The sequence below is a fragment of the Methylobacterium gnaphalii genome (assembly GCF_007992215.1).
Taxonomy (GTDB): domain Bacteria; phylum Pseudomonadota; class Alphaproteobacteria; order Rhizobiales; family Beijerinckiaceae; genus Methylobacterium; species Methylobacterium gnaphalii.
This window is the reverse complement of record NZ_BJZV01000024.1, coordinates 1-19581: the sequence shown is the minus strand read 5'-3', so window position 1 is coordinate 19581 and position 19581 is coordinate 1. Positions and strand designations below refer to the sequence as shown.

Annotated in this window: 18 protein-coding genes and 1 riboswitch; of the genes, 10 read left to right on the top strand and 8 right to left on the bottom strand. The window is 66.3% G+C overall.

The features are described from left to right. The first annotated feature begins 42 nt into the window (after nucleotides 1–42). The 7 genes from MGN01_RS18305 to MGN01_RS18280 all read left to right on the top strand — a co-directional run bounded on the left by MGN01_RS18305 (nucleotide 43) and on the right by MGN01_RS18280 (nucleotide 7355). Entirely contained in the window at nucleotides 43–270 is a 228-nt protein-coding gene (locus MGN01_RS18305; RefSeq protein WP_147048270.1) for a DUF4170 domain-containing protein, read from the top strand. 151 nt (nucleotides 271–421) lie between these two features. Then, nucleotides 422–1366 (top strand): ribose-phosphate pyrophosphokinase, encoded by a 945-nt coding sequence (locus MGN01_RS18300; protein WP_147048269.1) that lies wholly within the window; start codon nucleotides 422–424, stop codon nucleotides 1364–1366. A 134-nt stretch (nucleotides 1367–1500) separates the two neighbouring features. Beyond that, nucleotides 1501–2406, top strand: a complete 906-nt coding sequence (locus tag MGN01_RS18295; RefSeq protein ID WP_147048268.1) for a lipase family protein — start codon at nucleotides 1501–1503, stop codon at nucleotides 2404–2406. A 75-nt stretch (nucleotides 2407–2481) separates the two neighbouring features. Further along, a riboswitch (cobalamin riboswitch) is annotated at nucleotides 2482–2681 on the top strand. Nucleotides 2682–2799: 118 nt separating this feature from the next. Further along, entirely contained in the window at nucleotides 2800–5055 is a 2256-nt protein-coding gene (locus MGN01_RS18290) for a TonB-dependent receptor (RefSeq protein WP_373319231.1), read from the top strand. Beyond that, nucleotides 5052–5237, top strand: coding sequence for a hypothetical protein (locus MGN01_RS24515; RefSeq protein WP_306437197.1), 186 nt, complete (start codon nucleotides 5052–5054; stop codon nucleotides 5235–5237). The genes MGN01_RS18290 and MGN01_RS24515 overlap by 4 nt, the downstream gene beginning before the upstream one ends. Nucleotides 5238–5243: 6 nt before the next feature. Then, nucleotides 5244–6506 (top strand): PepSY-associated transmembrane domain-containing protein, encoded by a 1263-nt coding sequence (locus tag MGN01_RS18285; RefSeq protein ID WP_306437198.1) that lies wholly within the window; start codon nucleotides 5244–5246, stop codon nucleotides 6504–6506. 159 nt (nucleotides 6507–6665) lie between these two features. After that, nucleotides 6666–7355, top strand: coding sequence for a DUF1013 domain-containing protein (locus tag MGN01_RS18280; RefSeq protein ID WP_147048267.1), 690 nt, complete (start codon nucleotides 6666–6668; stop codon nucleotides 7353–7355). Nucleotides 7356–7454: 99 nt separating this feature from the next. On the opposite strand, the gene MGN01_RS18275 is transcribed toward MGN01_RS18280, so the two are convergent. Both MGN01_RS18275 and MGN01_RS18270 read right to left on the bottom strand, forming a co-directional pair. After that, on the bottom strand, nucleotides 7455–8393 hold the full coding sequence (locus MGN01_RS18275) for a hypothetical protein (RefSeq protein WP_147048266.1): 939 nt from the start codon (nucleotides 8391–8393) through the stop codon (nucleotides 7455–7457). Between the two features lie 157 nt (nucleotides 8394–8550). Then, nucleotides 8551–9243 carry an RluA family pseudouridine synthase gene (locus MGN01_RS18270; RefSeq protein ID WP_147048265.1) on the bottom strand — a complete coding sequence of 231 codons (693 nt, stop codon included), beginning with the start codon at nucleotides 9241–9243 and terminating at the stop codon, nucleotides 8551–8553. 41 nt (nucleotides 9244–9284) lie between these two features. Here MGN01_RS18270 and ftsY point away from each other — a divergent pair, with 41 nt between their 5' ends. Then, nucleotides 9285–10574: a signal recognition particle-docking protein FtsY gene (ftsY, locus tag MGN01_RS18265; RefSeq protein ID WP_147048264.1), complete on the top strand. Its 1290-nt coding sequence runs from the start codon at nucleotides 9285–9287 to the stop codon at nucleotides 10572–10574. A gap of 256 nt (nucleotides 10575–10830) precedes the next feature. Then, a complete protein-coding gene (locus MGN01_RS18260; protein ID WP_147048263.1) occupies nucleotides 10831–11445 on the top strand; it encodes a septation protein A in 615 nt (204 codons plus the stop codon). A gap of 3 nt (nucleotides 11446–11448) precedes the next feature. Here the strand turns inward: MGN01_RS18260 and MGN01_RS18255 are convergent, their stop codons facing one another. The 6 genes from MGN01_RS18255 to ccmA all read right to left on the bottom strand — a co-directional run bounded on the left by MGN01_RS18255 (nucleotide 11449) and on the right by ccmA (nucleotide 15623). Next, complete coding sequence (locus MGN01_RS18255; protein ID WP_147048262.1) at nucleotides 11449–12048, bottom strand: DsbE family thiol:disulfide interchange protein; 600 nt, start codon at nucleotides 12046–12048, stop codon at nucleotides 11449–11451. After that, entirely contained in the window at nucleotides 12045–12200 is a 156-nt protein-coding gene (gene ccmD, locus MGN01_RS18250; RefSeq protein ID WP_147048261.1) for a heme exporter protein CcmD, read from the bottom strand. Before ccmD ends, MGN01_RS18255 begins: the two co-directional genes overlap by 4 nt. 10 nt (nucleotides 12201–12210) lie before the next feature. Continuing rightward, nucleotides 12211–13011, bottom strand: coding sequence for a heme ABC transporter permease (locus tag MGN01_RS18245; RefSeq protein WP_147048260.1), 801 nt, complete (start codon nucleotides 13009–13011; stop codon nucleotides 12211–12213). Nucleotides 13012–13092: 81 nt separating this feature from the next. Continuing rightward, nucleotides 13093–14154: a zinc-binding metallopeptidase family protein gene (locus MGN01_RS18240; RefSeq protein WP_147048259.1), complete on the bottom strand. Its 1062-nt coding sequence runs from the start codon at nucleotides 14152–14154 to the stop codon at nucleotides 13093–13095. Nucleotides 14155–14319: 165 nt separating this feature from the next. After that, nucleotides 14320–14988 (bottom strand): heme exporter protein CcmB, encoded by a 669-nt coding sequence (gene ccmB, locus MGN01_RS18235; RefSeq protein ID WP_147048258.1) that lies wholly within the window; start codon nucleotides 14986–14988, stop codon nucleotides 14320–14322. Next, complete coding sequence (ccmA, locus tag MGN01_RS18230) at nucleotides 14985–15623, bottom strand: heme ABC exporter ATP-binding protein CcmA (protein WP_147048257.1); 639 nt, start codon at nucleotides 15621–15623, stop codon at nucleotides 14985–14987. The genes ccmB and ccmA overlap by 4 nt, the downstream gene beginning before the upstream one ends. Before the next feature lie 773 nt (nucleotides 15624–16396). On the opposite strand from ccmA, the gene acnA reads away from it, so the two are divergent. Next, nucleotides 16397–19096 carry an aconitate hydratase AcnA gene (gene acnA, locus MGN01_RS18225; protein ID WP_147048256.1) on the top strand — a complete coding sequence of 900 codons (2700 nt, stop codon included), beginning with the start codon at nucleotides 16397–16399 and terminating at the stop codon, nucleotides 19094–19096. Nucleotides 19097–19581: the final 485 nt, after the last annotated feature.

The following is a 19581-nucleotide window of genomic DNA, read 5'->3' as shown; positions in this document are numbered from 1 at the left end:
CCTTGCCAGGCGGGATCACACCCGGGGTGCCAGGAGAGACGCGTGACCACTACGATCGACAGTTCGCAGAAACTCCACCTCGTCTTCGGTGGCGAACTGGAGAACCTCGACGGCGTGCGCTTCACCGATGTGAAGGGCCTCGACATCGTCGGCATCTTCCCAGATTTTGCCTCAGCGCAGATCGCCTGGCGCGCCAAGGCGCAGTCCACCGTCGACAATGCGCTGATGCGCTACTTCATCGTGCACCTGCACCGATTGCTGGAACCCTGATTCACGATCCGGGCGGCGATCCCTGTGCAGGAGCGGCGGTCTCGGCGGCCGATCTCAATGAAGGCATTGTGACGCTCCTCCCCCCCTGGTATCAGCGCCGCCGACCCACGGCCCGCCCCACGGGCGCCTCCCGTGACGAGAGACGTCCGACATGAAATCCTCGATCAAGATCATCGCCGGCAATGCGAGCCGGCCCCTGGCCGAGGCCATCGCCGCCTATCTGGAGCTGCCGCTCGCGACGTGCATGGTGCGGCGCTTCGCCGACATGGAGATTTTCGTCGAGCTGCAGGAGAACGTCCGCGGGGAGGACGTCTTCATCGTGCAGTCCACGTCGTTCCCGGCGAACGACCATTTGATGGAACTGCTGATCATGATCGATGCGGCGCGGCGCTCGTCCGCCCGTCGCATCACGGCCGTGATCCCGTATTTCGGCTACGCGCGGCAGGACCGGCGCACCTCGGGCCGCACGCCGATCTCGGCCAAGCTCGTCTGCAACCTGATCACCGAGGCCGGCGCCGACCGTGTGCTCACCCTCGATCTCCATGCCGGCCAGATCCAGGGCTTCTTCGACATCCCGACCGACAATCTCTTTGCCGCCCCGGTGATGGTGCGCGATATCAAGGAGCGGCTGCCCCCCGGCCAGCGCATGGTGGTGTCACCCGACGTCGGCGGCGTGGTGCGCGCCCGCGCCCTCGCCAAGCGCATCGACGCCCAGCTCGCCATCGTCGACAAGCGGCGCGAGCGGGCCGGCGAGTCCGAGGTGATGAACATCATCGGCGACGTCGAGGGCCAGTCCTGTATCCTCGTCGACGACATCGTCGATTCCGGCGGTACCCTGGTAAACGCTGCCGAGGCGCTGCTGAATGCCGGCGCCAAGGAGGTCTCGGCCTACATCACCCATGGCGTGCTGTCGGGCGGTGCGGTCTCGCGCGTCGCGGCCTCGCGCATGAAGGAACTGGTGATCACGGACTCGATCCTGCCGACCCAGGCCGTCAAGCTCGCCAAGAACATTCGGGTGATCTCGATCGCGCCACTCCTCGGCGAGGCCATCGGGCGCACCGCGACGGAATCGAGCGTCTCTAGCCTGTTCACCTGAGTGACGGCGTCGGGCCAAGCCTGCATATTTGTCGCGCCATCGCACAGGCTTTCCGTCGGCCCGGCCGCATCTAGATTGATGAATGTCAGGCTTTGCCGGCCTGACAGCCGATCAGCCGAGACCTGCCGCCATCAATGCATCGCCCGGATGTCATCCTCGGCCTCCACGGACTGGCGAACAAGCCGCCTCGGGAGGAGAAGGAGCGCTGGTGGGGCTTGGCGATCGAGGAAGGCTTGCGCCGTAACTGCTCCTTCGCGCCGGCAGAGCTGCCGTTCGCGTTCGTCTACTGGGCGGATCTTCGCTACGACACCCCGCTCGCGAGCGACGACAACCTCGAACCCTACTATCCTGACGGCGGTGTTGGCCCGTTCCCCACCGCGCATGAGGAACCGGGCGATGCCGAGCGGCTCGGGCTGACAGACCGGATCTACCGCACGATCGAATGGATCCAGGAGAAGACCGGTCTGACCCCTTTCGACGACGTGTTGATCGAATATCGCCTAGATGACCTCTGGGGCTACCTGGAAAACCCGGAGTTTCGAGCAGCGGCACGGCAGCGGTTTCGCGGCGTCTTGGAGGGTTATACCGGCTCTCGCATCCTGCTCGCCGCCCATTCCATGGGCTCGCTCATCGCCTATGACGTCCTGCGCATGATGGAACGCGACGGCATGTCGGTGGACGTCGCCCATTTCGTGACCCTCGGCGCGCCGCTCGGGCTTACCGACGTCCGTCTGAGCATGGAACGCGAGCACGGCGGCCTGACCGTGCCGGAGAGCGTGAGGCGCTGGTCGAACCACGTCGACCGGACGGATATCGCCACCGTCGGCGAAGACATCGCCGATGCCTACGCACCGAACGGAAAAGGCGTGCGCGCCGAGGATGTCTCGGTGGTGAACGGCTACCGCCGGCCCAAGGGTGACCGGAATCCGCACAAATCCTACGGCTACCTGCGCACGCCGCAATTCTCGCAGGCCGTCCATCAATTCCTGACCGGCGCGTCCTCCGTAGGTAGCGTCAGGGCAACGGCAACGGTGGATTGAGCCACACGATCCTGTCGCCCCAGAGACACATTCCCCGACGAACCGTCGCCCCGCATTGACGGCACTCCCCCTCTGCGACAGGCTGACGCTGACGGTTCCCTCCGGGGATCAAAAGGGAACGCGGTGAAGGGCTTTGGCCCCGATGCCGCGGCTGCCCCCGCAACTGTAAGCGGCGAGCCTTCCGCCACCTGTGTCACTGGGTTCCTCGACCCGGGAAGACGGATGGAAGGCAGCGACCCGCGAGCCAGGAGACCTGCCGTCAGTCGTGGTCACACGCGAAACACGCTGGGCGGGGTGCCCTGGCGGGTGTCGAAGGCGCGCGGCTGGGTCCGCGTGGTGAGACCTCGTTCGCGGTGACGTGCCACTGCCGTTGCCCGAGGCTCTCGAACCACTATGCCGATCCATCGCCACCGTTCCCGCGTGAAGCGGGCCGCCTGCGAGACGACTCTCGGATCCCTCGCCGTGCTCGGCACCATGCACGGCGCGGTGGCGCAGCGGGACGCCGCCATTCGCGAGCGCCTCGACGAGATTGCCGTGCAGGGCCAGGCCGCCGCGACGGTCAGTGCTCCGGCCGAAGCCTATGGTATCGGGGAGGGTGTGCAGAGGGTCAGCCTGACCCATTCCTCTCCTGTCGGCCTGAACCTCGACACACCGTCCCGCAGCGGCAGCCGCCTCGGCCTGACACCGCTGGAGACACCGGCGAGCGTCGACATCGTCTCCGGTGAGACCGCGCGCATCCGCGGCCAGAACGCGACCCTGGACGCGGTCTCGCAGAATGCCACCGGCATCACCTCCTACGGCTCGCCGGGCTTCGGCATCGGCAGTTTCACGAGCCGCGGCTTCGCCGGGCCGAACTCGGTGCAGACGCTCTACGACGGCACCCGCATGTATGTCGGGGCCGGCACCGTGACCTTCCCCTACGACACGTGGAACGTCGAGCGCATCGAGGTCTTACGCGGGCCAGCCTCGGTGCTTTACGGCGACGGCGCCATCGGCGGCATCGTCAACGTCGTCTCGAAGCAACCGCTCTTCACGCAGCAGACCGTCATGCGCGTCGGCGGCGGCTCGCAGGGCACGGCCCGCATTGCCCTCGATTCCACCGGGCCGATCGGCGAGTCGGTGGCCTACCGCCTGACCATCAGCGGCAATCGCTCGGATGGCTGGGTCCAGCCGAACGGCGACTTCCAGAACGTGGCGATCTCGGGTGCCCTGCTGTTCCAGGCAACGCCGAACCTCTCCTTCACGCTCTCACACGATTTCGGCTACCAGGAACCGTCGAACTACTGGGGCACGCCGCTCGTCGACGGGCGTATCCTCCCGCGCACGCGCTTCAACAACTACAATGTCCGCGACGCCAGGATCGCCTGGGCCGATAACTGGACTCAGCTGAAGACCGAGTGGACGCCATCCGCCGACGTCACTGTGCGCAACACCAGCTACCGCCTGCAATCGCGGCGGCATTGGCAGGAGACCGAGCAGTACCGATTCAACCCGGCCTCCGGTCTCGTCGACCGCTCGGATTTCCTCGAAATCTTTCATCAGCAGGAGCAGTTCGGGAACCGGCTCGACGCCACCTTCAGGGGCGAGTTGTTCGGTCTCGCCAACCAGTTCTCGGCAGGCTTCGATGTGAACCACATCTCCTTCCGCCACACGAACAACTTCAATGCCGACGCCGCCTCGGGTGACGTGGTTCCGGGCTACAGCATCCCGTTATTCGGCTACGATCCGGGCACCTTCCCTCCGAATTCGCGCGCGGTCCCGGCCTATCAGACCACCACCAATCAAGCCTCGGTCTTCGCGGAGAACCGGCTGCAGCTCACAGACCAGCTCTCGTTCCTCACCGGAGTCCGCTTCGACGCGCCGACGCTGCATCGCCAGAATCTGCAGACCGGAGGTGTCTTCGACAAGTCGTTCCAGGCACTCGGCGACCGCTTCGCGCTTCTCTACAACCCCACCAAGGACACCACGCTCTACGCGCAATATGCCACAGCAACCGATCCGGTCGGCAGCCTGATCACGCTCTCGCAGTCGCTCGCCGGCTTCAGGCTCTCCACCGGGGAGCAGGTCGAGATCGGCGCGAAAGGCTACGCCTTCGACCGCAGCCTCGAATGGACGCTCGCGGGCTACCGCATCACCAAGAACAACCTGATCTCGGCAGTGCCGGGCAACCCGACTGTTGCGACCCAGGTCGGCCAGCAATCCTCGCAGGGCGTCGAGGCGGCAATGTCGCTCAACCTCCCCGCCGGCTGGCGGATCGACGCCAACATCGCGCTGCTCCACGCGCAGTACGACCAATTCATACAGGGAGGCGTGTCCTATGCCGGAAACCAGCCGATCTTCGTGCCGGAGCGTGTCGCCAATGTCTGGGTCACTTACGCCTTCGCGCGCGACTGGGAGGCACGGATCGGCCTGCAGAATGTCGGCCAAGTCTACAGCGACTTCGGCAACACCGCGCGGCTGCCGGCCTACACGCTGGTCAATCTCGGCCTCGACTATCAGGTCACGAAGAGCTCGCGCGCCTCGTTCCGCGTCTACAACCTGTTCGACCGTACCTACGCCATCGACGGCAATGCGGTAGACGGTGTCGGGACGAACTGGCTGCTCGGCCGGCCGCGCTCCTTCGAGGTCGCCTACACGGTGGCTTGGTGAGGACGACGCTGCTCAAGGCGAGTAAACGGTGGCTGATCCTCGCCCACCGCTGGCTGGGGATCGTACTGGGCCTGTTCTTCGCGCTGTGGATCGGCTCTGGGCTGGTGATGCTCTACGTGCCGTTCCCGAGCCTGCCGGAAGCCGAGCGGCTGGCGCGTCTGTCGCCGATCGCCTGGGATTAGGTCGCCGTGTCACCCGACGCGGCCCTCGCCGCCTCCGGGGTCGCGCGCCCGCCCGCCAGCTTCGCGATCGAGATGCGCGGCGGGGAGCCGGTCTATCGGCTGGCCGCGCCATCGGCTGAGCCGGAGACAATCTCCGCCCGCACCGGGAGGTCCGTTGGGCCGGCTCACGCTGCCGAGGCGCTGGCCGCGGCAGGCGGACAGGGCAGCGTTGAGCTGGTCGAGCGCGACCAGTGGACAGTCACGCAGCGCTACAACCGCCTTCGGCCCTTTCATAAGATCATCGTCGGAGATGCCGCCGGGACTGAGCTCTACGTCTCGGAGAAGACCGGCGAACTGGCTCAGCGGACGACCCGGTTCGAGCGTGGCTGGAACTGGATTGGCGCCGTCGTGCATTGGATCTACGTGACGCCGCTGCGGGCGCAGCCGGATCTCTGGCACGACGTCGTCGTTTGGATTTCCGGCACCGCCTGCCTCGGCGCCATGAGCGGCATGGTCCTCGGGATCTGGCGCCTCAGGCTCTCCCGACGCTATCCGCACGGTACCGTCACGCCTTATCGCGGCGCGGCGCGTTGGCATCACCTGTTCGGGATCGCCGGTGGGGCGACGCTCACTACCTTCATCGTGAGCGGCTGGCTCTCGATGAACCCGAACACGTGGTTCAACCCGCGCACGCCACCGCCCGATTGGCTCTCCGCCTATGCGGGGGAGGGCAGCTCCATCGGCCTCGACCCGTCGGCCTTGAGAGAGCGGGCGGCCGCCGATGCCAAGGTCCTGCGTTTCACCCGCCTTGGCGGCCGCTGGCTGATCCAGTCGCTCGGATCGGACTCGGGGGCGGTGACCGGCGCCGACGGCGCCGCTTTGAGCGAGAGCGAGATCCTGCGCGCGGCGGTCCGCGCGGTTCCGGCCCCTACACCGCCCACGGTCGAGCGACTCACCGCCTACGACATGTACTGGTATGCCGTGCACGGTGATCGCCCGCTGCCGGTGCTGCGCCTGCGCTTCGACGACGAGGCCGCGACTTGGCTTCACATCGATCCGGCAACGGGCGGGATCCTGGACCGCCTCGACCGCTCTGGCCGGCTCGACCGGTGGCTGTTCTCGGCCCTGCACCGGTTCGATCTGCCGCTGCTGCTCGAGCATCCACCGGTCCGCGAGGCGCTGCATTGGCTGCTCAACGGATTGGCCGCGGTGATCACCCTGACCGGCCTGATCATCGGCTGGCGGCGGCTCATGAAGTCGAAACCGCGCTCGGTGCGGCGACCCGCGTGATCGCGATTGCACGGCACCCCGGCGAGCCTGTATAGGGATCGCTTCCCTTATTCAGCGTGAGACGGGATTTCCGGACCTGAAGGGTCAGGCCGGAGACAGCGGTTCTTCGTCCGCGACACCGCGTTTCACGCATACGCATCCAAAGCTGGAGCCGACCCGATGTCCCAGGGACCGCTGATGCCGAAAGCCACCGCCGTATGGCTGGTGGAGAACACCTCGCTCGCGTTCGAGCAAATCGCCGATTTCTGCCACCTGCACCCGTTGGAGGTGAAGGGCATCGCGGACGGCGAGGTCGCAGCCGGCATCAAGGGCCTCGACCCGATCACCACAGGTCAGCTCACCCGTGAGGAGATCGAGAAGGCGCAGAAGTCGCCGAACCACAAGCTCAAGATCGCCGTCTCGAAGGTGAAGCTGCCGGAGGTGAAGCGCTCCACAAAAGGCCCGCGCTACACTCCGCTCTCGCGCCGCCAGGACCGCCCGAACGCGATCCTCTGGCTGCTGCGCAACCACCCGGAGTTGAAGGACGCGCAGATCATCCGGCTCGTCGGCACCACCAAGTCGACGATTCAGCAGATCCGCGATCGCACGCACTGGAACTCGGGCTCGCTGCAACCGCTCGACCCCGTCACCCTTGCCCTGTGCTCGCAGATCGATCTCGATTTCGAGGTCAGCAAGGCCGCCAAGGACCGTCCGGCTGTGATGCCGGCCGATAGTGGCCCGACCCTGCTGCCGACCGAGGTCTCGACCGCCCCAGGCAGCGACGAGAACGAGGAGATCGACGAGGGTGCCGTCTTCGCCAAGCTCAAGGGCATGCAGCGCACTCACGAGGACGACGACGACGAGGACTGATCGTCCGGGTCGAGCGATCGGCCGACTCGGCCCGATCGGGTTGATATTTACGAAACGGTCCGCCCGGGGGTCACCCGGCGGACCGTTTCGTTTCCACCATCAGGGCTTTGGCGCTTCCGTCGCGGGGGCGTCGGCCTTGGGTGTTTCCGTCTTCGGCGCTCCAGCCTTGGCAGCCTCGGCCTTCGCGACCTTTTCCTCGGACTTCTTGTCCATGGCGGCGGAGAAGGCCTCCGGGCTCAGTTCGACGAAATCCTTGATCGTGGACTGGACTTCCGCTTCGTCCGTCGCCTTCGGGCAGGCGGGCGCCTGCGATTTCAACTTCTCGCGCAGGACATTCTCGACCACCGCCATTTCCGGCTGCATCGAGGCGACCTTGGCATCGACCGCCGTCCGCTGCTTGCCGGTGGTGGCGAAGTCGCAGCTCTTGAACATGTCCTGCAGCATCAAGCCGAAAGCGTAGGCCTGAATGCGCGTCTCGGCCGGCACCACCGGAGCCTTCGCAGCGGGAGTCGCGGGTTTGGCAGCAGCCGCCTTCGCGGGCGTTGCATCGCAGCGGTGGAGTGCCTCATAGGCCTGCGGGAAGCCGGTGATGTCGAAATCGGCATCGCCATCTTCGAATTTGAGGACGAGCGTCTCGGCCGACAGCAGATCCGGCACGATGCTGTTCGGGAAGCCCGCGGCGAGCACCTGGGCATCCGCGTTCCACGACACCTGCTTCTTCAGGACCTTCTTGCCGGCCAGGAAGTTCGCCTTAACCTTCTCGCCCTTGTCCCACTCCCAGCCCTGATAGACGAGGGCCAAGGCGACATCGGCGCCGTCGAGCGAGAAGACGATGCCGTTGACGAGGTTGTGGTCCTCCCGGTCCTTATAGGTTTTGCTGATCAGGCAGGGATGGGCGCTGGTATCGCCGACGGTCCGCTCGACTTCCCAGTCATTGACCTTTTCGAAGAGCTCCCGCTGGGCCGCTACGGCCGGCAGCGCCGATAAGACAGGGAGCAGGGCAACAGTCAGCACCGCCGCGCGCAGGAACGACACCATACCTAAGTCTCGCGAAGAATTCAGCAGACGCCGGAGCGGGATGCGAAGGCCGTCGTGAACGGCTAAGCTTTATCGCGAAGTGTTCCATTCCGCCAGGACGAGACAGCGCATTTCCGATCACTCGGTAAATCGCGCCAGCCCAGGGGCGAGCGAAGTATCAGCTGATCATGAAGCCGCAGGTTGCAAGGCTGTCAGACATGTGTTCGTGCGGTGCAGCCTCGACCCTGATCGCAGGCTTCTTCGGATAGAGCGGAAGCTCCAAAGCGCGGGCGTGGAGTTGCAGGCCTGGGCCGCCATGGCGCGGCGCGTTGCCATAGATCGTGTCGCCTCGGATCGGCCAGCCCATCTCGGCGCAGTGGACGCGCAACTGATGCGTGCGGCCGGTCTCCGGCGAGAGTTCGAGCCACGCACAGGTTCGCCCGGCGTCACGGCCGAGGACGCGCCAGCGGGTGAGCGAGGGATCGCCGGCCGGGTCTGCCTTCATCCACCAACTGCGCGGATCGTCCGAGCGTCTGCCCAGGGCGAGATCGATCGTGCCACTATCCTCCCTCGGATCGCCCTCGATGATCGCCCAGTAGGTCTTGGTCACGCGGCCGTCGGCAAACAGCGTGTTGAGGCGCGCCAAAGCCTTCGGATGCCGCCCGAGCACGAGGCAGCCGGAGGTGTCGCGATCAAGCCGATGCGCCGCCTGCGGACGCCGCGGGAGACCGAAGCGCAACGCGTCGAGGTGATCGGTGACGGTCGGCCCGCCCTTTGGGCCTGGATGCACCGGCAAACCCGCGGGCTTGTCGATGACGAGCATGAGGGCATCGCGGTAGAGGAGGCACACGCCTATGTCAGTCGGGACCATGGAGCCCGGCTAGAGCCGGACGCCGGCAGGAGCAAGTCCAGATGAGTCGAGACGAGAAGCCGGGCTGGTTCGGGCGCCTGTTCGGGCGCAAGGGCGAGACGGCGGAGCCGGACGCCACGGAGCCGGCACAGGTGCCCGAACCGCTATCGCCGGCATCGGAATCAGAGGGTCAGCCCGATTTCGCCAGCGGCGCAGATGACCTCTCCGCGGTCCCGATGCCGGTGAGCGAGCCCTCGCCCGACAACGCGGACAAGAACCAAATTCCGGATGAGATCGAGGGTGCCGACCTCCAACCGGACGAACCGCCGGATGCCACTCCCCTGGCGGAGAGCGCCCCACGCGACCTTGCGCCGGAGCCAATCCCCGCGCCGGAGCCGGTCGTCGTGGAAGCGGCGCCCCCCGAGGAGAAGCGCGGTTGGTGGAGCCGCCTGACGTCGGGCATGAAGCGGACCTCGTCGGCGCTGTCCGACCGGGTCAGCGGGCTCTTCACCAAGCGCAAGCTCGATGCCGGTACGCTGGAGGAGTTGGAGGACGCGCTGATCCAGGCCGATTTCGGTGTCGAGACCGCCATGCGGATCTCGGAGGCCGTCGGCAAAGGTCGCTACGAGAAGGGCATCTCGCCGGACGAGGTGCGATCGATCCTCGCGAGCGAGGTCGAGACCGCGCTAGCCCCGGTGGCGAAGCCGCTGGTCGTCGACACGACGAAAAAGCCGTACGTGATCCTGATGGTCGGCGTGAACGGTGCCGGCAAGACCACGACGATCGGTAAGCTTTCGCTGAAGCTCAAGGCCGAGGGCCGCAGCGTCATGCTCGCGGCCGGCGACACCTTCCGCGCCGCGGCCATCGAGCAGCTGCGCGTCTGGGGTGAGCGCACGGGCACGCCCGTCATCAGCCGAGAGCAGGGCGCGGACGCGGCCGGACTTGCCTTCGACGCGCTGAAAGAGGCCCGGGCCAATGGCACCGATGTGCTCTTGATCGACACGGCCGGTCGCCTTCAGAACAAGGCCGGACTGATGGCCGAGCTGGAAAAGATCGTGCGCGTCATCCGCAAGCACGATCCGGAAGCCCCGCACGCCGCGCTGCTCGTGCTCGATGCCACCGTCGGCCAGAACGCGCTAAGCCAAGTCGAACTCTTCTCGCAGGCTGCGCCGATCAGCGGGCTGGTCATGACCAAGCTCGACGGCACGGCCCGCGGGGGCATCCTCGTGGCGCTCGCCGCGAAATTCGGCCTGCCAGTGCACTTCATCGGTGTCGGGGAGGGCGTGGAGGACCTGGAGCCGTTCGCGGCGCGGGATTTTGCGCGGGCGATCGCAGGACTGGGGAGGGATTAGGGTAGCGCCGCGATCTTCCTATTCTGAGCGCCTCCCGGATCACGACCTCTCGCCGGCGCGCGGTGCTCTCTTCGCGCTCCGTGAGCGAAGACTCGGTCTCGTCGTGCTCGAAGCGAGCGGTCATGGGCATGTCGCGCGTCGGGGAAACGTTCTGTGCGGCGTGTCGCTAGGAATGCCGGAACTCGTGTCTTACATCCGGCCTGCAACCGCTGCCGAACCCTGATATCGGGGGAGTGGCCCTCCTGCCGGATCATCCATGCACGTTGAATCTGTTCCGCCCCGCCGCCACCTGCCGCCGCTGCTCAAGCTGGTGCTTGAGATCGGCCCGCTGGTGATCTTCTTCCTCGGCAACGCTTATGCCGAGAAGTTCGGTGTCGCGGCCGATCAGAAGCTGTTTGCCGCCACCGGCGTGTTCATTGGGGCGACACTGATCGCGCTCGGCGTGCATTACGCGCTGATCCGCCGGTTGCCGATCATGCCGCTGGTCTCGGGTGTGGTGGTGGTGGTGTTCGGCGGTCTGACCCTGGTGCTGCAGGACAAGACCTTCATCATGATGAAGCCGACCATCGTGAACAGCCTGTTCGGGCTGGTCCTGCTCGGCGGCCTACTCTTCCAGAAGTCGCTGCTCTCGGTGGTGCTCGATTCGGTCTTCGCCCTGACCGAGGAAGGCTGGCGCAAGCTCACCTTCCGCTGGGGTTTGTTCTTCCTGGCGCTCGCCGTGCTGAACGAGGTGGTCTGGCGCACGCAGACCGAGGATTTCTGGGTGAGCTTCAAGGTCTTCGGCATCATGCCGCTGACCGTGGTCTTCGCGCTCGCTCAGGCGCCGCTCTTGATGCGTCACGAGCGGAAGGACGAGGCGCAGCAGGCCTGAGGCTCAGTTCGCCGCCGCGACCTGTCCGGCCGCGCGCAGCTTGGCCAACACGCCCGCATAGTTCTCAGGTGTGACGATGCCGACGAGCTTGTCGCGGATCGTGCCGTCAGGGCCGATGATGAAGCTCTCCGGCACGCCGTAAACGCCGAAATCGATGCCGACACGGCCCGAGATGTCCGATCCAACGGCAGCGTAGGGCACGCCGTTGCGCGCCAGGAAGCGGCGCCCGGCCTCCGGCGTATCCTTGTAGTCGATGCCGACGACGCGGAAGCCCGATTCCCGTGCGAGCCGCATCAGCATCGGGTGCTCAACCTGACAGGGCGCACACCACGACGCGTAGAAATTCAGCAGCGTCACCCGACCCTTGAAGTCGTCGCTGGCCAGGCCCGGCACCGGTTTGCCGTCCGCCGATAACTCGGCGACGGGCGGAAGCTGAAAGCTCGGGGCAGCCTTGCCGATCATCACTGAGGGCACGGAAGCGGGATCAACTCCTGAGCGCAGGCGCAGGAAGAACAAGCCGGCCAGCACGGCGAAGGTGACGACCGGCAGGATCAGGAGAAGCGAGCGGCGCCCCGTCGATGCCTCCGCGCGAGGCTCGCTCACGAACGGCGCTCCCCGGTTTCTCCCTGCAGGGAGGCGAGGGCGCGCTTCTGTGCGCGCTGGTCGAGCAGCGCACCGACGATGAGCGTGCCGATCACCAGTGCGGTGAAAGCGTAGGCGCCGACGATGAAGCCGGCATGCGATCCGAGATTCATGATGCTGTCCTCACGCGCCCTGGCCGACCGGCATGCGAGGGGATGCCACGATGGAGGCCGTGGCAGCGCCCGCATCGAGCCGCTCAGCCTCGCGGATGGTCAGCACGCGTACGCGGCGGCGCAGGATCTCGGTGCGCATCGCGTAGAGGTGCAGCGTCATGCCGAGCAGGGTGAAGGCGAGGATCATCTCCAGCAGCGGGTAGAGCATCGAGGGATCGATGGTCGAGCCACCCATGCGCAGGATCGAGGCCGGCTGGTGCAGCGTCGACCACCAGTTCACCGAGAATTTGATGATCGGCAGGTTCACCGCGCCGACCAGAGTCAGGATCGCGATGGCGCGCGCCGCGCGGTTCGGGTCCTCGATCGTCCGCCACAACGCGATGATCCCGCAATAGATCAGGAGCAGGACTAGCATCGAGGTCAGGCGCGCATCCCAGACCCAGTAGGTGCCCCACATCGGCTTGCCCCAGAGCGAGCCAGTCACGAGGCAGATCAGGGTGAAGGCGGCGCCGATCGGGGCGGCCGCGCGCTGAGCGACGTCGGCAAGGGGATGGCGCCAGACCAGCGTGCCGATCGCGGACACGGTCATCGCGCCGTAGAAGAACACGCCGAGCCAGGCCGCCGGCACGTGGATGTACATGATCCGCACGGTCTCGCCCTGCTGGTAGTCGGGCGGGACCACGAACCAGGTCAGGTACAGGCCAAGCGTCAGGAGCAGCGCCGACAGGCCGGCGAGCCACGGGGTCGCGGCGCCGGACCAGCGCAGAAAATGCCCGGGATGAGCGAGACGGTGCCAGAGAGCGGTCCACATGCGAACGGTTCTATCCCGGGGGGCGTCGGGCCGGCAATGTGGACGATCGGCGCGGATGTGAACACGCGCAACAGCCTGGGCTCACACCCGTCCGTGCACGAGATCGTGGATGAAGCCGAGCTTTGTCATCACCTCTGGCGCGAGCACGAACGGGTAGAGGTCGCGCTCGCCCATGGCGCGGTTGACGCTGTTCATGGCGAAGACGAAGGGCAACCAGGCATCGATGATCTGCTGGATCGATTCTGCGCGGTAGGGATCGAAATCAACGCGCGCAGAGATCTCCCCTTGCGTGTCCAGGCGCGGCGCCACCTGCATGCCAAAGGCAGAGGCCATCTCCAGCGTGTCGACGATGTGGAGGTAATGCGCCCAGGTCTCGGCGAAATCCTCCCAAGGGTGGGTGGTGGCGTAGGCCGAGACGAAGTGCTCCTGCCAATCCGGGGGCGTGCCCTCGTCGTAGTGGCGCTTCAGCGCAGCGCCGTAATCCTGGCTGTCATCGCCGAAGACCGCGCGGCAGGGTTCAAGCTTGCCTGCATCGCGCACCAGCACGTCCCAGTAATGGTGGCCGACCTCGTGGCGGAAATGCCCGAGCAGGGTGCGGTAGGGCTCGCCCATCTGCTTGCGGCGCCTCTCGCGCTCGGCATCGTCCGCCTCGACCAGCGCGATGGTGATCACGCCGTTCTCGTGGCCCGTCATGACCTTCTGCGACGCGTCGGGCGGATCGGCGAGGAAGTTGAAGATCAGGCCGTGCTCCGGGTCCTCGGCGCGCGTGACCAGCGGCAGGTTCCAGCGCTTGAGCGAGTAGATCAGGCGATGCTTGGCCATCTCCATGTCGCGCCAGTGGGCGAGGTTCACTGGGACCGAGAGGTCCGGCACGGTGCCGTTGTGGCGGCAGGCGAGGCAGAAGGCATCGGTCGAGCCCGGCGGCACCAGCCAGTTGCAGGCGTCATTCTCGGCATTGGTGCAGAGGAAGCTCGGTCGGTCGGGCGCCGCGAGCGGCAGCCAGCGCTTGTCGGTGCCCGTCTGCTCCAATGCCGAGAGCGTGCCGACCTCGGGCAGGTAGCCGAGCCGGTGGCCGCAACGCTCGCAGGTTCGGTTCTCGAAATAGACGATGTTGCCGCAGGACTGGCATTGGAAGAGCTTCATGACGAGGATCTCGCAGCACAGCCGAACCGGCCGTCAGTGGTCTTCGCATCAATGCAACACTCCCCCGTCGGTTCATGGAGAAAGACGAGCGAAATCAGCAATCTGATAAAACCGCCCTCACTTTGGCCGGATTGCTCAAATCATCGGCAGTTGGAGGGTGCGGCGCTACTCTGACCAGCGCAGGGCCGCGGCCGAAGCCAGCGTTCCGACCACTGCCGCGATCAGGCTCAGCGCCCCGAGGATCGTCAGGGGCGTGGCGAAGGGTACTGTGCCGCCGAGCGCCGATTCTGCTGCCGAGACGCCGAAGATCAGCGTCGGGATCATCAACGGCAGCACGACGATGGCGAGGATCAGCCCACCGCGGCGGATCGAGGCGGTGAGCGCCGCGCCGACGGCGCCGATGAAGGTGAGGGCGGGCGTCCCGATCAGCAGCGTCAGCGCCGTCGCCCCCATGGCCGTGGGCGAGAGCGCCACGAGCAATCCGAAGAGCGGAGAGGCGAGGGCCAGCGGCAGGCCCGTCGTCAGCCAATGGGCGAGCACCTTGGCGAGCACGACGAGTTCCAGCGGGGCAGGGGAGGCGGTCATGAGGTCGAGGGAGCCGTCCTCTTCGTCCGCCTGAAAGATCCGGTCGAGGCCGATCAGCGTGGCGAGCACGGCCGAGAGCCAGAGGATCGACGGGCCGATCCGCGAGAGCAGGTTCAGGTCGGGCCCGAGCGCGAACGGCACCAGCGCCACGATCATCAGGAAGAACACGAGCGACAGCGCGCCCGAGCCGCCGACACGGGAGGCGAGGCGCACGTCGCGCCGGACGAGGGCGGCAAAGACGCGGATCATGTCCAATCCTCCGCCTGCACCGCATCCTCGGCGGGGGAGGGCAGCCCGATCCGTAGCTCGCGGACATCGTCGAGGCCAATCGGCATGTGCGTCGCGGCAATGACGAGGCCGCCCTCAGCGCGGTGCCGGGCCATCAGGCCGGCGAGCGCTCCTTGCGAGGCCGTATCGAGCGCGGCCGTCGGCTCGTCGAGCAGCCACAGAGGACGGTGGCAGACGAGGAGGCGAGCCAGCGCCACGCGGCGGCGCTGGCCGGCAGAGAGATAGCCTACCGGCAGCCGCAGGGCGTGGACCAGGCCCATCGCTTCGAGGGCGTCTCGCGGGCACGCCGCCGGCGCGCCGAGCAGGTCGCGGGCAAAGAGGAGATTTTCTTCGGCGGTCAGCGCGCTCTTCAGCCCGTCGCGATGGCCGACAACGTGAAGACACTCGGCCAGCGTCGCGTCGCCGACCTCCTCGATCCGGATCGCGCCGGCATCAGGCTTCAGGCGGCCGGCAAGCATAGCGAGCAGGCTCGATTTGCCCGCGCCATTGCGCCCGGTGACCATCAGCGCTTCGCCGGCCCCGAGCGCGAAGCCGAGTCCCGCGAAGATGCGCCGCCCGGAGCGCCGGCAGGCAAGGTTCTCGACGATCAGGCGCACGATTGGCGGGTCTCAAGCTCTGGCTTATCGAAAAACGTCTCGGCGGTGCCCGATCCGGATGACCAGGACGCGCACCGCTTCGCCCTCTCTCGAGGCATCGTCGCCGATACGGTCCATCCAGAGGCTGACGGTGGGCGCGCCCCTTGAGGGCTTGGCCGATGCCGCGCGGATCGGCAAGGGGCGGGATCCGTTCGGGCAGGAACCAGAGGATACGGCGACCCGCTTCGCGATCGAGACCGTCGCGTTTCTTCTCGGCCGATTGCTCAGCCGCAATCCGTCAGACCAGAGCGCCTCATCAGATCGGACAGCGATAGGGCTTTCCACCCCTACGCCAGCGCCGATGACCCCGCCTTGACCAAAGCGGCATCGTCGAGATGCTCGATCCGAGCGAGGTGTGCTGCGCGAACATGATCATTCCGGCTGCGCCCGGTAGGACAGCTCCGGGCGTCGAGGCAGTTCTCAACCTAAGGCAAAACTGCCAGGCCGCGCATCACGGTCGTCATTCACGGCATATGGCCAAGGCTAGCCGGAGGCGACACCTGAGCCCGGCTGTCACCAGCCCCGGTAGCGTGGAGTTTCGAACTGTTCTATACGGCGCGGAGGCTGCGCCGCGCGGCCTCAAGGGCGTCCAAATCGCCCCTCGCGCACCACCCTACCCGGGCACCCCCGGGGCGGCGCGCGCTCCTCAGGAGCGCTTCCAGCCGAACACCGCTCGTGGCGCAGGTTATGCCTGCGCGTGTTCGACAACCGCCAGATAAGGGTTTTCAATCGCCGTGGCATCGCTCGACAGCTTCAAGGCCCGCCAGACGCTCACCGCCGGGGGTAAGACCTACACCTATTACTCGATCCCCGAAGCCCAGAAGAACGGCCTGCGCGACGCGGCCTCTCTGCCCTTCTCGATGAAGGTGATCCTTGAGAATCTGCTGCGCTTCGAGGACGACCGCTCCGTCAGGAAGACTGACATCGAAGCCGCCGTCGCCTGGCTCGACGGCCGCGGCAAGACCGAGGTCGAGATCGCCTTCCGCCCCTCCCGCGTGCTGATGCAGGATTTCACGGGCGTCCCCGCCGTCGTGGACCTCGCCGCGATGCGCGACGCCATGGTCGCGCTCGGCGGCGACCCGCAGAAGATCAACCCGCTGGTGCCGGTCGACCTCGTCATCGACCACTCGGTGATCGTCGACGAGTTCGGCACCCCGAAAGCATTGGGCGACAACGTCGCGCTGGAATATGCCCGCAACGGTGAGCGCTACACCTTCCTGAAATGGGGCCAGAGCGCCTTCGACAACTTCTCGGTCGTCCCGCCCGGCACCGGCATCTGCCACCAGGTCAACCTCGAATACTTGTCGCAGACGGTGTGGACAAAGGCCGAGGACGGCTCCGACCTCGCTTATCCCGACAGCCTCGTCGGCACCGACTCGCACACCACCATGGTCAACGGCCTCGCCGTCCTCGGCTGGGGCGTCGGCGGCATCGAGGCCGAGGCGGCCATGCTCGGCCAGCCGCTGTCGATGCTGATCCCCGAGGTCGTCGGCTTCAGGCTCTCCGGTAAACTGCCGGAGGGCACCACCGCCACCGACCTCGTGCTCACCGTCACCCAGATGCTGCGCAAGAAGGGCGTCGTCGGCAAATTCGTGGAATTCTACGGCCCAGGCCTCGACGACATGCCCGTCGCCGATCGCGCCACGATCTCGAACATGGCGCCGGAATACGGCGCCACCTGCGGGTTCTTCCCCATCGACCAGAAGACCATCGACTTCCTGAAGGTCACGGGCCGCACCGACGACCGCATCGCGCTGGTCGAGGCCTATGCCAAGGCGCAGGGCATGTGGCGCGAGGCGGCCACGCCGGATCCGGTCTTCACCGACACGCTCGAACTCGACATGGGAGAGGTGCGCCCCTCGCTCGCCGGCCCGAAGCGACCCCAGGACCGCGTGCTGCTCGATTCCGCGAAGGCCGGCTTCGCCGAGTCCATGGAGAAGGAATTCCGGCGCGCCGCAGATATCGCCAGCCGCTACAAGGTCGAGGGCACCAATTTCGACATCGGCCATGGCGACGTGGTGATCGCGGCGATCACCTCCTGCACCAACACCTCGAACCCGAGCGTGATGATCGGCGCAGGCCTGCTCGCCCGCAACGCCGTCGCCAAGGGCCTGCGCTCGAAGCCGTGGGTGAAGACCTCGCTCGCCCCCGGCAGTCAGGTCGTCGGCGAGTATCTCGAAAAGGCCGGACTGCAGGAGAGCCTCGACGCGCTGGGCTTCAACCTCGTCGGCTTCGGCTGCACCACCTGCATCGGCAATTCCGGCCCGCTGCCGGCCGCGATCTCGAAGGCGATCAACGACAACGACGTTGTCGCCGCCGCCGTCCTCTCGGGCAACCGCAACTTCGAGGGCCGGGTGAATCCGGATGTGCGGGCGAACTATCTCGCCTCGCCGCCGCTCGTGGTGGCCTATGCGCTCGCCGGCTCGCTGCAAATCGACATCACCACGGAACCGCTCGGGCAGGGCGCTGACGGCAACCCGGTCTACCTCGCCGACATCTGGCCGTCCTCGGCCGAGGTGCAGTCCTTCATCGAGGCGAATATCACCTCGGCCCTGTTCAAGAGCCGCTACGCCGACGTGTTCGGCGGCGATGCGAATTGGAAGGGCGTTCAGGTCACCGAAGCCGAGACCTTCTCCTGGGATTCGACTTCCACCTACGTGCAGAACCCGCCATACTTCGTCGGCATGGAAAAGACCCCGGCGCCCGTCACCGACATCGAGAACGCCCGCATCCTCGGGCTCTTCCTCGACTCGATCACCACCGACCACATCTCGCCGGCTGGCAACATTCGCGCGGCTTCGCCGGCCGGTGCGTATCTGCAGGAACACCAGGTTCGCGTGCAAGACTTCAACCAGTACGGCACGCGGCGCGGCAATCACGAGGTGATGATGCGCGGCACTTTCGCCAACATCCGCATCAAGAACCAGATGGTGAAGGACGAGGCCGGCAACGTCGTCGAGGGCGGCTATACTCTTTACCAGCCGGGCGGCGAACGCATGTTCATCTACGACGCCGCGATGAAGTATGCCGAGGCCGGCACGCCGCTCGTGGTGTTCGCGGGCAAGGAATACGGCACCGGCTCGTCGCGCGACTGGGCGGCCAAGGGCACGAAGCTCCTCGGCGTGCGCGCCGTGATCGCTGAGAGCTTCGAACGCATCCACCGCTCGAACCTCGTCGGTATGGGCATCGTGCCGCTCGTCTTCCAAGGTGAGACCTCTTGGGCCTCGCTCGGCTTGAAGGGCGACGAGACCGTTACCATCAAGGGCATCGCTGGCGAGTTGAAGCCACGTCAGACGTTCATCGCCGAGATCACCGCGGCTGACGGCGCGAAGAAAGAGGTCCCGCTGACCTGCCGGATCGATACACTCGACGAGCTCGAATACTTCCGCAACGGCGGCATCCTGCCTTACGTGTTGCGTTCGCTGGCGGCGTAAACTGCGAACAGGCACGGAATCCATCAAGCCTTCTGCGTCGGGACACGGGAGGCTTTTTCCTGTATTTCGCCACCGACTTCGCAGGCATCACAAGCGTAGAGCGGCAATCCAGGGCATACCCACCGTCAGCCCGCTGGCTTAGCGGGCTGAAGCTCCCCTTGCGATGATGGTTGAAGGTTTGGTGCGAGGAGCCGGACCCGCAATTGAAGCGCCGTCTCTCTTTGTTGACGGAGGGTCCGGACATACGCGGAGGCAGACTTGAGATCTGCCTGTGAGAGCTCGGTGCTGCCCATCGGCGGCATGGCGCCGGCAGCTAATTGGCTTCGGCCCCGTTCGTCACGACCTCCCCAATGGCCTTCAGGCTGCCGTCGTTTCAGAGCCATTGGGCAGTTGTGCGGTCGTTGCCGACCGGCGAGCCGTTGGCATTCGAGTCGTGTCACACGCCGCAGATGGCGTCACTCTGCTAGGGCCTGTTGTCGCCTGAA